The organism is Aliirhizobium wenxiniae (assembly GCF_019511445.1).
Taxonomy (GTDB): Bacteria; Pseudomonadota; Alphaproteobacteria; order Rhizobiales; family Rhizobiaceae; genus Neorhizobium; species Neorhizobium wenxiniae_A.
This window is the reverse complement of the sequence record NZ_JAEUAN010000022.1, coordinates 56,075-69,030: the sequence shown is the minus strand read 5'-3', so window position 1 is coordinate 69,030 and position 12,956 is coordinate 56,075. Positions and strand designations below refer to the sequence as shown.

Sequence of the window (12,956 nt, the reverse complement as noted above, 5' to 3'; positions counted from 1 at the left end):
AGTCCTCCTCCAAAGATGGGTGATCAGTAGGCCGCGATATCCGGCCACCGTATTTCAATGCCCTCGCGGGTCAGCGCCGCCTGGAAATCATGGAGATGCTGGTCATCAGCCTGCACCTGATGCGGTGTCAGTCCCCTGTCGAGGCAGTAAGACGCGAGCATTCCGGCGACCTCGCCTACATTCCATTCAACGGGATGCAGGCGATAGCAGCCATTGGTGATATGCGTCGTGCCGATATTCTTCCCGGCCGGGATGAGGTTTTTTACCCGTTGCGGCAAAAGCGCCCCAAGCGGGATCTCGAACGGGCAGGACGGAACGTCCACGTAGTTGTCGCCGCCGGTCGAGGGATGCAGGTCGATGCGGTACATGCCGATACCGACACTGTCGCGATAGCGCACCGCGCCGTTGTCGCCGCGCACCGTATAGGACAGATCCTGCTCGACGATGCGAGTAACCGGCTTGATGCGACGGCCTTCGCGCACATAGGGCGCCATGGCGAGGCCATGATCCGTGCCTGTAATATCACCGCGCAGCCGCAGGCCGCGAAAACCCTGACCACCGTCGAGACGGGGAGCCGCCGTCTGCAGCCAGTAGAAGACTGAGTAGGAAAGATCGGCAGCGGCCTTCAGGTGCCGCGCCTTTTCTTCTTCCGACACATCGATGATCGTGCCGTCCATGTAGTCAATCATCGGCCAGTTCACGAGGCAGATGTCGGACTTGTAGAAACCGGGCGCGAAATTCTTGCGGGCCGCAATGCGCCGGAAGATCCAGAGGTTCTCGTCGCCGCCGCCCTTGCGCTGGTCGGCATCAACGAGCAGAGGATCATCGTCCGGGTTCGGCGTGAAGGAGCGCGTCGTATGCTCAAGCGTGCGCGGATGCGGCGCGGTGAAGCCGAGCAGCGGACCACCCCAGAAATGCGGCTCGTATTTGCGCCAATAATCGTAATTGTCAGGCTTGTCGATCGTCTGGTCTCCGTCGACATGGTCGATCGCAAAGCAGATCGACACCGCCTGCACGTTGTCTGGCTGCGCTTTACTTGGGGCGCTCGGCTCGCCGGTATCGGATTGCGCCTCGAAGCCCTTGGCATATTCGGTGCCGGTCATCGGCAGGAGATCGCCGAGTTCCGTGGCATCGAGAATATAATCCGCCGAAATGACGATCTCGGCACTCGTATCGCGATGGCGTAGGGTGACGGAGCGGACGGTATCGCCCTCCACATCGGCCGCGACCGGCCGGTAAGGTTTCAGGATCGTCAGTCGGTCAGCACCGATATAGGGGATCAGCATGCTTTCCATCACCGCCAGACTGACGCGCGGCTCGGCGCAGATGCGGCTCACCCAGCCACCGCCCGGATTGAGATCGCCCCAGGCACGGGCGCCCTCCGTTAGCGGATAGTGGTCGCGGTAATATTGCCGCACGCCGTTGCGCAGCCTCCGATAGGAACGCGTGATGCCGAACTGCTCAACCCAGCTGTGCTCATCCGAAGGAACCGCCTGGCTGGTGAGCTGGCCGCCGATCCAGTCATATTCCTCGGTCATGATCACGCTGCGTCCCGTGCGTGCCGCGCCGAGTGCCGCTGCGACGCCACCAAGTCCGCCACCGACGACAAGAATATCTGCTCGCATCTCTTTCACGTCATTACATCCGTTTTCTATTGGCGTTTTTCGCAAGATCGGAAGAACAGGGTCCCAGTGTTTCGCCCTCGACGGGCTCACAGGTCAGAAGGATTTGGCTGCCGGCACTGCCGGTTTCGATGCGGTTCACCAGCATGGCCGTTGCCTGCCGTCCCATCTCTTCGCGCGGGATGTCGTAAGAGGTGAAGCGTACCGGGCTCCGGCCGGCGCGGATATGGCTGCCGAGCACGACCATCGAGAAATCCTGCGGCACCGAAAGCCCGCGTTCGCGCGCTGCGGCCTCGACGCGCACCGCGTCCGCAAGCTCGATGAAGAACGCGGCCGTCGCGCCGCTCGACACGATCCCGTCAAGGATTTCTTCAGCCGGTCGGTTGACGGCATCCACATGCAGCGCAAGCTCCGCCCCCTCTTCGAGCGCAGAGCCGAAACCCCGCCAGCGATCAGCTATGGACTCCGCTGGGCCTTTCGGACCGATATAAGCGAGCTTCGAATGGCCGAGTGAAACGGCCGCCTCGACGAGTTTCCGGGTGCCGGCCGCATAATCACCGCCGACATAGGGAACAGGCCCGCCAGCTTCGTCGCGACGGCCGATCGCAACGAACGGGTAATCCTCTGCCACCAACCGGGCGAGTTCCTTGCGGTCGAACTCGCGGCCTAGCACGAGGCAGCCGTCGGCGATCCTGAGGCGGTTATTTTCGGAAAATATCTTGCGGTTATTGCCCACGCCGGCACTCGTCAGGAGCAAGAGATCGTAGTTTTGCTGCTGCGCCTCTTCCTCGATCCCCAGCAGAAAGGGCGTGAAGAAGTCGGCTTGTGCGCTCGGAAAGGCTGGCTCGTAGGTGAAGACACCGAGGATGCGATTGAGCCCCTTTGCCATGCGCCTCGCGATTGGGTCGGCGACATAACCAGTGGTTCTGATGACAGCCTGAACACGTTCGCGGGTTTCGGCAGGGATACGTGCCAGCGCTGTCGGCGCACCATTGAGAACGAGCGAAACAGTTGCCTGGCTTACTCCTGCAAGCTTCGCGATATCGTTCTGGGTAAGCCGCTTGTGGCCTGTCACGCGGTGCCCTCCCAAGCATCCCGAAACCTGCTAATACGCATTAGCGTTAATGCGTATTAGCACGATGGCCTAGTCTTTTGTCAAGAGATTAGTCGATTAGGGCGGAGCTGCTTGAATTGTTGGCCGATGGAAGCGCAAGCGAAATGATAGAAACGCGTTTTTCCAGTAAGCGGGTACTCTTTGTGTATCATCAATTCTCCGCCGTTCTTGCTTATCCCCGGCGTTCCTGTTCACGACAGTAGTCTCGGAACAAACCGCAAAACCGCCGAGTTCCACAACAAGACGATGCCTTTCGCATGGACATCGGCTGTCTTCTGCTGCTCCGCTCACCGGCTCAGTCGGGGAGGGTTGCGGCAACCTGAACACGAGAGAAATAGCGATCTCGCATGCATACAGCAGATTACGAATTATAATCACGGCGCTCGGTCCGCGCGCATTCAAACCACTCCCTTTCGGCATTGTCTGAAGACAGCAAATCAAGCTAAAAGCGAAGGGCTAGTTGAAGCCGACGGCGAATTGTCTTCAAAAGCAAAGTACCGGCTGACGCCAGCAGGGGCTGCGAGAAAGACCCTTTACGGTGGAACGTACCGAAAAAAATAACAAGGAAGCATTGCGGGAACCAAACGACACAACCAACGTTTATGCTGCGACCGCTCTGGTATCCCCTCCCAGATTGGTGTCCCCTCTAAACCCGCTGCGCTCCCCGATCTCGCAGCGGGTTTTCTTTATTCTCGGCGGGACCCTCGCCCCATCCGAAAACCTGACAATTGTCCAGCTTCGTACGGTATTAGACTAACACTCTGATATAGTTATTATTATGCGCCCGCAGACGGTACTTTGCGGCAAGAATGGGGCTAGCACATGTATTTTACTGCGTACGACGCGTTGGAGCCGGACGATTTAGACCTGCTTAAAAGCGTATTGGAAGAAATTCGACTTGAGCGCGGGATCGACGCTCGCGAGCCAGATCTTGAGGCCTTGGCGAGCGATCTCGTCAATCTATGGCATGCTGGTTTTCGAGGTTCGGAGGAACTGAAGGCGATGATCAAGCCTCTCGATAGTCACCTGATTCAGTGACGGATTCTCGATTTGAGCCGCGCATTCATCAGAAGCTCATGCTTCGTGGCGAACATTCCAAACAACTTGGTGAGGCGTAATTGCTCATCGCTCGTGAGCTTATATTGTAAGGCGAACTCAGTGATCGTAGTGACCTGTTGCGCGCCCTGAACGTTCAAATCAGCCGTATCGATATGCTTTGACACTAAACCCTACTCCGCTATTGCGTTCTTTAACGCATAGGAGGAGCTCGGGTTTCCGTACGGTTTCGTACCTAGCGCGTTGTTAGATATCATTCCGGCTCACTTGGCTATTCGCCAGCAGAGCCACATTGTGATTGTGAACACGACAAAAAAGAGAGTGCCGAACGTCCACGCGAAACCGATGTGGATTTGCAGCGAAATCCACATATCTGGTGAGAAGCGGTAGATTGCGTAAGGAACCAGCAACGCGATCACAACGCTCGCGAACACTGATGCGATAAACTGAAAGAATTTAAACACTCATTCCGCCATCGGGACGGTCAGCATCACGCTCGATAAGACGAAACCGATCAGCATTGGAGTAACCGAGCACACGACCCAGACGAACGACAGATGAGACATCCCGTAAATGTCTTGGTATCGCACAAGGTACGGGAATATCAGCAGAAGCGCGATCGACAGGAAGATGAACGGCAAGGCTTGCGAAGTCATCATCAGCACCTTCCCTTAAGTTGAAAGAGGTTCGATGCCATCTGAAAACATCGAACCTCCCGCGTCAGAACAGTGTTAAGGTTTTGACAGCTCGAGCATCTACTACATCTTCAACGATGTAAACTGTCCGTAATCGTACAAAGACAGCTAAGGTCACCGGACCGACGTCTCGTTGGAGCAACCGTCACGTCCTACTGTCGTGGCGTGCGTACAGCACATCAGTACAGTGAATGAGTTGTTATGTTTCGCAAGGAAAAAGGGAAGCTCAGCCTCCCAACTGAACTTCCCTTGATGCGCTCGATTGTCGCCAGAGCAAGAGCACACAGGAGTTTTGGAATGAGGCGAGAAGAAGAGCAAGCCACTTTTTATGTCCGATACCGTACCGACGAGCTCGAAAAATGAGGACGACCAGCTCAATCAGAGTTGGTCGTCCTCAGTTCGACGGTGTGCCCAGGACCGTCAGTGGTCATCGAGCTGAACCGGATGATATCGATCCGACTGGATCGCAGCTATTCCCGCGTCGATCGCAGCAGCTAATAACGACGTCGACAAAGGCCTGACCATCGCCGCGATGAAGTCGAAAATGGCGTTGATCGCAAAATGATCGCGGGAAAGCGGCTCATTCGACTGGCTGAACCCGACGGCTATCGATGTTATTGGCTGTCCGGGATATCCCCGCATATCGGGTAGATGATTTGTGGATTTAAGCGGCGGAAATTTAGTCCTCATTAACGATTCACTTGGCTCATCCCCGACTTCGCTTCGAACATCGCTACAGTAGCTCTGTCTAGTGGAGGGTATGGTTAAGCTAACAGCCTATGAATTTGCGATGTACGCATGTTTGTTGATAATCGCAGTTTACATTTTACCGCTTCGTCGTCATCTTTCCGTAACTTGTGATCCGGAACTTCTTTCTGCTGAAAAGGTTAGATTTTGCAGGAGGAATTACTATGTACAAGGATCACAGCCTAGCCTTCTACTGCGGTCTGAACGCGGCGCTTTTCTCGGTCATAACAGCTTCGCTATGGCTAGCGTGGCCGATTTTTTGATATGGACGACCGAGGCTTCAATTTACGACGAACGTTGACTACATCGGGGCTTACTCAACTTTTCGCCTAATGTCCGCAAATTTAGAACCAGGAGCCCTACGGACATTTCTTGGCGCTTGTTCGTTCACCCGCCCGTCGCAAACGACAAAGCCCCGCCGAAGCGGAGCCTATTCTATCAGGTAGTGTTATATGTAAGCAGGATCCTGCCTGACCAGCACCGGTATTTGCACCCTTGTTGTTGCTCTGCCAGGGCTGAGCCGCGCCTTGCGTGCCGGCGGGAGCACCACAGTTCGTATTGCTGTGGCCCTGATCTGCACCATGGTTTTCGCCGGAATTGCTACCGCCAGAATTATTCGCGCCGGACGAATTACCGTCGCTACTGGTCCCGCTGCTGTTACCGCCACTTCCACTTTTGCTGCCGACGCTCGAACTCTGCGCCAGTGTCGAAGTTGCGAAACCGTTCCAAAGCGCACAGGAACCATCCGCCGTTCTCTGTGTTAGCCCCGTCACAGGAGAAAACCATGCGAACGCAAGCTGAACCAGGCCTACAAAATCGTTCGGAACCTGTAGCAACGCAGCACCAAAACGCGGCCTTCGATCTTCCAGCCCTAATTCTTGCCGCGATTGTGGCGGCTATCGCAGCATGCGTTTGGATTGGGATGGCCGTATTTGGCATCAGTACCGGCACCTAGCGATGGCTGACCACGACATTCCACCGAAAAAAGGATACGCGCGCGGCGTAGTCGTGCTTGTTATCGGCTTACTGCTTTTGATCGCTGTTGCCGGATTTTGGATCGTCTTTTTGCCTCAGACAACTTGAGCAGCAGCAGATGCGGTCGAGTTGCGATCGCGCTTACATGCCGCCATGACTCATACCTATTAGACGGAACTGGCCGAGATTGCAGCACAGTTTGTCGTAATAATGCGCCGATGCAAACTATGAGAAACTTAGTCGACAGACGGAACCTGCGACACAATTAAAGGTTTAGCAGTCTCAATCGGGGATATAACTCATGACTGCAGAAGACGTATTATACTCACAGTGCTTCAATGAAGGACGACGAGCGGCTTGTATTGGAATGCAGCGCACAACCAACCCCTATATTGACAGTAGCGGGATAAAATTAGACGCGTGGGTGGAGGGGTTCGAGACTGTAAACAGTAGCGAAATCATACCGATCGAACGAATGCATCTTTTCCATCTAGGCAGGGAGGCCGCCGAACGAGGTGAACCCGCGTCGATGTGCCCCTACGTTGCTGACGACAACCCTGAACGCATGGAAATTTGGCTAATCGGTTACGCGCCTCATATCGATCCGGAACTGATCGCGAATGACAACGTTCCGCCTCTATGAGATTTCTGGAACGCCGCCCACTCGTCACGACATTCATATTCTCAAACGCTATCATCGCGTCGGTATACGTCGTCCAGACGTGGATGACCGACCGCTTCGGTAATACCGATGCGAAAGCTCCGATTACTGAGCCGCCGACTTGAAGAGGTCAAATTCGGCTTGACGCCTAAGGGTCAAACCATGATGGGGGACGGTCAGTGCCGTACCACGCCGATGCCCGACACCGTCGTGAACCGCCTTGTCGTCTCATCTGCTCGAGCCATCTGTGGGACCTGGCGGTCCAACTAATCAACCTCTCGGAAAACATAGGCATGCACGCAAATTAGTGGTAGCAAAGCCGGCCAGAGAACGTACCGTCTCCGGTCAATTCGGTGACGCAGCGCTGGAACTGACCTGCGATGGCGCGAGGGAAGATTAAGGCTCCGCTGGCAGCGGCAACAGATCGCCGCCCAGCATGACGAGCTGCAACTGCAGGCCGAAGCATTGAAGGATGCCGATCGACGCTAGAATGAGCTCCTGGCAACGTTTGCCCATGAGTAGCTCAATCCGCCGCCTCAATGGTGCAATGGGGTGGACATCTTGAAACGCAACCCGAATAGTAAGAATGCAGGCGAAATTCGCAACACGATGGAACGACAGTTGGTTCATCTCGTCCGGCTGATCGATGATCTTCTTGACGTTTCACACGTCGGTCAGGGAGAGGTCGAACTGCGGAAAGCTCCGGTAAGGATCGACGAGATCGCCAACTCGGGGCAAGGGACCCCTTGACGATCGATTTGCCGCTCGAAACTCGATGGGTTGATGGCGATCCAGTCCGTATGTCCCAAGCTCTGTCCAACCTGTTGAACAATGCCGCCAAATACGCGCTGCCAGGTATCGGCGCGAACAAGCTCAAGTGTGCCGAAAAACTACTTCTTTCACGTCCCTCCTGCGACCGTCAGTTAGGCAGCGTGATGTAATCCGGCGCCTTCTCCGCTTGGGAACACATTTTATGCCAAGGAGTTTCTAGGCCGCTTAATGAGAGTACGCATAAAATGAAATTTGAGAATTTCGACACCCGGACCGATTGGCGGTGGCTCACTCCAGTTTGGATCCGTGTCGGCAATGGCGCCGCGGAGGCGGTGCGCGGACCAGGCGAAGCGCTTGAGAAGCTGATGTATCGCTGGCCCAACCGCGCCGACGCTCACTACTCGCTGGCGAAGACGCGCTGCATGGATGCCCTCAGTGACCCGAGCAAATCGCATTCGGCACGCGAAACATTTATTCGAGCAGCGATCGAAGCCCAAATGCTGGACTGAGGCCTTCTAATGACTGACCATCCGCTGACTGCCTCGGTGCGCAGGTGCAGCCAAACTACAACTCATCACGTCATAATCTCGTGCTGCCATGGGCCGCCAGACGAGTCGTTATGGCAGACAGCACTCGAAATGGAACATAAGCGCCACTTTAGAATTCTCGCCTGGTCAGCAACATACATGTTAGAGGAGATGGTTATGAACAATATCGTTTGGCTAGTTGGAGCCGTCGTCATCATACTTGCAATTCTTAGCTTCTTCGGATTGCGATGAAAGCAACGCCTGCGGCCAGAGCTCGTACAATGACTGCGGCAGTTTGAAGACACGTGGTCGTTTCGCGAGAGACGCAGGATCCTCAAGTTCCAGTTCCCTCTTCCGGATGGTGCATAACATGGGAGCTTGACTGGCGTCTCGGTGCGCACTTCGCACATCTCGCCTGCAGCCAACCGATCCATCCGCTTCCTTCAAACAGGCCGTGGTGATGATCTTGGGCCAGACTCAGTAGCGAATGGGAGCCAATATCATGAAAAAGGGGCATGCCGGGGAATGCGCCTTATCTCCCGCAACGTCAGTCGGCTTCGTGCGTTGACACTGCGAACAAGCGGGAGGTGGATATGCGAGACGTTGTGCGCTTCGAACTTACGGCAAAACTCGGCTATGCCGCCCGCGGCATTGTGTTTCTTCTTGTCGCGATTCTGGCACTCTTCTCAGGGATAGCCGGTGGGCAGCCAGAAACGAAAACAGCGATCTCTACCCTGCTGCAACAGCCACTCGGCCGCGTCTGGGTTGGGTTGATTGGACTTGGTCTCCTCGGTTTTGTGGCCTGGCGCCTGGCTCAGTCGATCGCTGATGCCGATGGGCAGGGCAACGACGGCCGAGCCATGGTAATACGGGCTGCGCTGCTTGGTAGCGCAGTGACTTACACTGGTCTCGCCGTATATGCCCTTGGGCACGCAGTCAGTGCGAGCGGCGGCACCGGTGGTTCAGGAGAGAAAGGGCTCGCCCAATGGGTGATGTCGCAGCCCTTCGGCTCATATGTAGCAACCGCGATCGGGATTGGACTGATCGTGGGGGGCATTGTCACTGGAGCTAAAGGCGCCTTCCGAAAATTCGAGAAGTATATCAGCTTCCCCGATCGGAGTGGGTTGCTCTCTTACATCTGTATATACGGTCTTATCGCACGTGGTGCCGTATTCTCTGTTACCGGGATATTATTTGCGTACGCGGGTTTCAAGGTCGATCCAGAGCAGGCGGGCGGTATCGCCGACGCGCTTGAGTGGCTCCGTGAACTGCCTTTCGGCTCTGTCCTGTATGTCGTCATTGCGATCGGGCTAGCCGCATTTGGGGTCTATAACCTAGTTGCTGCTAAATATCGCACCGTCAAAGGGCCAAGCCTCGATGATGTGAAGCGTGCTGTTCCCCTGAACTTACGCCGCTAAGAGAGCGGTTTTCGCGTTATGCCTGAAGGACAAAAACTACCATGAATTCGTCGTCAATCTTCAACGTAGAGCAACTCAACACTATCAGAGACGCGCATCTGGAATGGTGCGCTGAAAACTCCGTTGACCCGAAAAGCCCGCTAGGGGAAGAGGCAGCCGCTTTTCTGATCAGAGCGTTCGATGTTGAGCATGACAGTGTCGATCGCCTGATCACGTCACTTGATCACCATATGAGAGAGCGTGGGCGTCACGTGCAAATCGGATCAACGAGCATACCGTCAAAAGATGATTAAGCGGTCACGCTTACGCAGAGGCTCGATACCTGCCAAATCGACCGCTCCCAAAACGCAATTTCGCCTTCGCTATCATCCTCCATCATCCGGTTGGTCTCTGGCTGCTTTGAAGTTCGCCATAATCCCGAGCGTAGCAAAGGTGACTATCGAAAGAAAATTGCGGTGTCATAGGCTCCAAGTCCGACCGCGGTACCGATCGCACCCGTCGCCCATATGCTCGCGGCAGTCGCCGTCCCGCGTGTTCCAAGTTTCGCTACAAGGATGGCTCCGCCGCCAATAAAGCCGACTTCGTTGATGATACCTTTAACGATGCGAGCCGTCGCCTCGGCAGCTTACAGTAACGGTTTCTGCAGCCTGAACGAAGCCGCAGGCGGCGATATCAACAAGAGGAAAGGTGCGCATGGAATTTCCCAATTGTCACCGTGAAACAGGTCCGGTCTGGCGTTCGTTACACTGAGCCGGCAGGGTCGATCTGACAAGTCCATTATTAGCCGATATATGCCAACTGCCCGACCGTGCCCCGTGCTCCACGCAACCCTGCCACGTATATATCAAGCTTCTAATGTTAGGAATTTTCTCTTATCTGATCGCTATTCGCCCGCGCAGCCGGATATCTGCGGAGCCATACTCAAGAAACGGAGAACAACTTTGCTGCCAGGAATGACAGAAGAAGAAGGAAAGCGTTTGTTTGAACGCATCGGCGCAACTGCCATCGCCAACCAGGCGATCCTCAAATGTACGGTTGCTGGGTTCCCACTCACCGTAGACAATGTGATCTTATTCGTTGGCGACTTTGTCGATCCTGCGCGAGGCACGTGCGAAAACCTTGTCGAGATGATTGGTCTCGCCATTGAAGAGGTTATCGATTGCCGTGGCTTGGCTGCTCACTCGACCGACAAAGGAATATAATCTCAGCAATGCCAGAGACACCGCCTTGCAGCTAATGCCGGGCGTTCGGTATCACCACCAAAGAACAATGAGAACGCGATCAACGAGACTTGACGGCTGAAAGGCAACGCCGATCAGCTTGCCAAGCGCCGCTCTCCATCGGATGTCATATCAGCCACGATTGTCGCGATAGCGTCCAACCGATAAGGCTTGGCGACGAAGACAGCGTCGCCCGGCAGCTCGTCCGCCTTTGGGCGGTGCCTCCCTGATGCGATAACAACCGGAACGTTCATGCGCGTGTCGGAAATCATCCGAGCCAGATCGAAGCCGCTAAGGCCACCCGGCATGTCTACGTCGGTGACGACTGCGTCAATCTTCCGCTGGCCCAGGATTGCGACGGCTTCGAGGACGTTTGCGGCCTCGATCACATGATAGCCTTCATCCAGCAGGGTGTCGGCCAGCAACATCCGGATAAGAATCTCGTCTTCTACGATGAGAACTGTACGCTGATACATGGCAGTCTCCGCTCCGTGGTCACGAGATCAACTCGCTTGCCCAGATTTCGATCGCCCCTCGGCGCAGAGTATTTGCCAACATGTTTAATAAAATCCGAATGAATTCGGCTTGGGACAGAAAAGCGACGTGGCCACCGCCACAGCTATCAGCAATTGTCGTGAGCAAATAGCTTTCCGATTTCAGGGTGATGCCCGTCGCAAGCGTCGGGGCCGGTCACTGCCAGCCCCGACTTCCTTCGACATTGGGTAGCATGGCCAGAACCGATCGCCGGGGCGAAGGTTCCGTCGAGGTGACGCAAGAGGATCTACCGGCGAGGTTGCTCAATGACCTGACGACACGATGGAACGGGACTGAGTCCTGAGCAGTTTGACCCTTGAACCATAACTGTTCCCGAAAAGGAGTACTTCATGGGCAGCATGTCCGACAAGGTAGCAGGCAAGACCAACGAACTCGCCGGCAAGGCACGTCAGGCCGCCGGTGATGCGACCGACAATCACGAAATGAAGGCCAAGGGAGCTGCGCAGGAAGCCAAGGGCGATGCACAGCAGTTCAAAGGCAAGGCTCACGACGCCGCCAAGGACCTTACAGACCGCGCCTGAGCAAGGCGCGCAAACAAAACAGCCCGCTGTTCTGCGCGCTTTTTGTGTCCTGGAGCTTTGGCGCCGCCAATGATCAAGCAAACTCAATCGACTATCCTAGCTTTTGTTGCAAGTCGCCCTGGCGGCACAACATGCCCGAGCGAAATAGCGCGCAGCCTTGCAAAGGATCAGAACATCCCGCTCCAATGGCGTGATTTCATGCCAGTCGTCCACGAAGCGGTCGATGAATTGCTGGCAAGCGGCGAAATAATCGTCACATGGAAGTCTGTCGTCATGATCGAGCGAGCGGGTCCTTACCAAATAAGCGCTTGCAATCAGATGGATTGATGGTTGATGCCGACAACAGATAGCTAATGAACGAATCGCTTCAGATGGATGAGCATGCCTGTTAACGCCACTGGTTAGCCAGCTTCCGGAAGCCGAGTCGTGGCACGATTAATATAGTCAACCAAGGCGCGGGCAGCTGCAAAGGATTTTATCGTTTCCTCCAACAGACTGGGAGACATCAACATCTCGTCTGAGATACCGCGACATGCGCCAAAGTTTCTGAGGTTGAAGAAATCAAGCGCATCATGATTTTTCACGTAACCCTTGCTACCGTCGTCATGCCCGCCCGTCAGACCATTCGGGAAGTATTTCTGAAACAGCGGACCCTCAACGATACCTCTCCATTTACCGGTATGGCTCGCGATCGTCTGCCGTAAAATTCGAGCAAGACGTGGGGGCGGAAGCAATGCTCCCCCTCCGCTATAAGAACGCGAGGGCGAAATCTGCATGAAATATGTCGCGGCAGCATTTTTCGACAAAGACACGCGCACAGCGAGCAACCCCACACCCTTCGAAATCGGCGCTCTTGCCAAACATTTTCGCGGGTCGGGGTTAGCTTCGACGATACGAGGATCTATCGATCCAGCGCTTGCGATCAGTCGGGATGTGAACTCCATGAGATCGAAGCGAGCGCGATCGATTTGGGCTTTGTTGTCGGTCAGCCACTCCGCATCATGGTCGCTGGAAGCTTCCGATAGAAATTTTATCGTCGACTGATCGATCATATGTCGTTCCCATTGCCCAGCA

General features: G+C 55.2%; 15 protein-coding genes and 1 pseudogene. 9 read left to right on the top strand and 7 right to left on the bottom strand.

Annotated elements, in window-relative coordinates:
• Positions 1-23: 23 nt before the first annotated feature.
• The gene (locus JNB91_RS23530) at positions 24-1,625 is read right to left on the bottom strand and encodes an FAD-dependent oxidoreductase (RefSeq protein WP_220327914.1); all 1,602 of its coding nucleotides are present in this window, start codon (positions 1,623-1,625) and stop codon (positions 24-26) included.
• Between the two features lie 13 nt (positions 1,626-1,638).
• Positions 1,639-2,697: a LacI family DNA-binding transcriptional regulator gene (locus tag JNB91_RS23525; protein WP_220327913.1), complete on the bottom strand. Its 1,059-nt coding sequence runs from the start codon at positions 2,695-2,697 to the stop codon at positions 1,639-1,641.
• An 861-nt stretch (positions 2,698-3,558) separates the two neighbouring features.
• Here JNB91_RS23525 and JNB91_RS23520 point away from each other — a divergent pair.
• The gene (locus JNB91_RS23520; RefSeq protein WP_220327912.1) at positions 3,559-3,774 is read left to right on the top strand and encodes a hypothetical protein; all 216 of its coding nucleotides are present in this window, start codon (positions 3,559-3,561) and stop codon (positions 3,772-3,774) included.
• Positions 3,775-4,256: 482 nt separating this feature from the next.
• On the opposite strand, the gene JNB91_RS23515 is transcribed toward JNB91_RS23520, so the two are convergent.
• Positions 4,257-4,451 (bottom strand): hypothetical protein, encoded by a 195-nt coding sequence (locus JNB91_RS23515; protein WP_220327911.1) that lies wholly within the window; start codon positions 4,449-4,451, stop codon positions 4,257-4,259.
• A gap of 1,740 nt (positions 4,452-6,191) precedes the next feature.
• Between JNB91_RS23515 and JNB91_RS31240 the strand changes: the two genes are divergently transcribed.
• Together JNB91_RS31240 and JNB91_RS23510 are read left to right on the top strand one after the other, a co-directional pair.
• Complete coding sequence (locus JNB91_RS31240; RefSeq protein WP_262928026.1) at positions 6,192-6,317, top strand: hypothetical protein; 126 nt, start codon at positions 6,192-6,194, stop codon at positions 6,315-6,317.
• Positions 6,318-6,510: 193 nt separating this feature from the next.
• Positions 6,511-6,852: an Rmf/CrpP family protein gene (locus tag JNB91_RS23510; RefSeq protein ID WP_220327910.1), complete on the top strand. Its 342-nt coding sequence runs from the start codon at positions 6,511-6,513 to the stop codon at positions 6,850-6,852.
• 414 nt (positions 6,853-7,266) lie between these two features.
• On the opposite strand, the gene JNB91_RS23505 is transcribed toward JNB91_RS23510, so the two are convergent.
• Positions 7,267-7,500, bottom strand: coding sequence for a hypothetical protein (locus tag JNB91_RS23505; RefSeq protein ID WP_220327909.1), 234 nt, complete (start codon positions 7,498-7,500; stop codon positions 7,267-7,269).
• 116 nt (positions 7,501-7,616) lie between these two features.
• On the opposite strand from JNB91_RS23505, the gene JNB91_RS23500 reads away from it, so the two are divergent.
• The 3 genes from JNB91_RS23500 to JNB91_RS23490 all read left to right on the top strand — a co-directional run bounded on the left by JNB91_RS23500 (position 7,617) and on the right by JNB91_RS23490 (position 9,586).
• Positions 7,617-7,811, top strand: coding sequence for a hypothetical protein (locus tag JNB91_RS23500; protein WP_220327908.1), 195 nt, complete (start codon positions 7,617-7,619; stop codon positions 7,809-7,811).
• Positions 7,812-7,886: 75 nt separating this feature from the next.
• On the top strand, positions 7,887-8,150 hold the full coding sequence (locus tag JNB91_RS23495; RefSeq protein ID WP_220327907.1) for a DUF982 domain-containing protein: 264 nt from the start codon (positions 7,887-7,889) through the stop codon (positions 8,148-8,150).
• 611 nt (positions 8,151-8,761) lie between these two features.
• A complete protein-coding gene (locus JNB91_RS23490; RefSeq protein WP_220327906.1) occupies positions 8,762-9,586 on the top strand; it encodes a DUF1206 domain-containing protein in 825 nt (274 codons plus the stop codon).
• 365 nt (positions 9,587-9,951) lie between these two features.
• Here JNB91_RS23490 and JNB91_RS23485 read toward each other — a convergent pair.
• Positions 9,952-10,281: pseudogene (locus JNB91_RS23485) on the bottom strand (MgtC/SapB family protein); the annotation flags it as partial.
• 258 nt (positions 10,282-10,539) lie between these two features.
• Between JNB91_RS23485 and JNB91_RS23480 the strand changes: the two are divergent.
• Positions 10,540-10,788 carry a hypothetical protein gene (locus JNB91_RS23480; protein ID WP_220327905.1) on the top strand — a complete coding sequence of 83 codons (249 nt, stop codon included), beginning with the start codon at positions 10,540-10,542 and terminating at the stop codon, positions 10,786-10,788.
• 113 nt (positions 10,789-10,901) lie between these two features.
• Here the strand turns inward: JNB91_RS23480 and JNB91_RS23475 are convergent, their stop codons facing one another.
• Positions 10,902-11,282 (bottom strand): response regulator, encoded by a 381-nt coding sequence (locus JNB91_RS23475; RefSeq protein ID WP_220327904.1) that lies wholly within the window; start codon positions 11,280-11,282, stop codon positions 10,902-10,904.
• A 408-nt stretch (positions 11,283-11,690) separates the two neighbouring features.
• Between JNB91_RS23475 and JNB91_RS23470 the strand changes: the two genes are divergently transcribed.
• Positions 11,691-11,882 carry a CsbD family protein gene (locus tag JNB91_RS23470; RefSeq protein WP_220327903.1) on the top strand — a complete coding sequence of 64 codons (192 nt, stop codon included), beginning with the start codon at positions 11,691-11,693 and terminating at the stop codon, positions 11,880-11,882.
• Positions 11,883-11,951: 69 nt separating this feature from the next.
• Complete coding sequence (locus JNB91_RS23465) at positions 11,952-12,209, top strand: DUF3253 domain-containing protein (RefSeq protein ID WP_220327902.1); 258 nt, start codon at positions 11,952-11,954, stop codon at positions 12,207-12,209.
• Between the two features lie 74 nt (positions 12,210-12,283).
• On the opposite strand, the gene JNB91_RS23460 is transcribed toward JNB91_RS23465, so the two are convergent.
• A complete protein-coding gene (locus tag JNB91_RS23460) occupies positions 12,284-12,934 on the bottom strand; it encodes a DUF2461 family protein (protein WP_220327901.1) in 651 nt (216 codons plus the stop codon).
• Positions 12,935-12,956 lie beyond the last annotated feature (22 nt).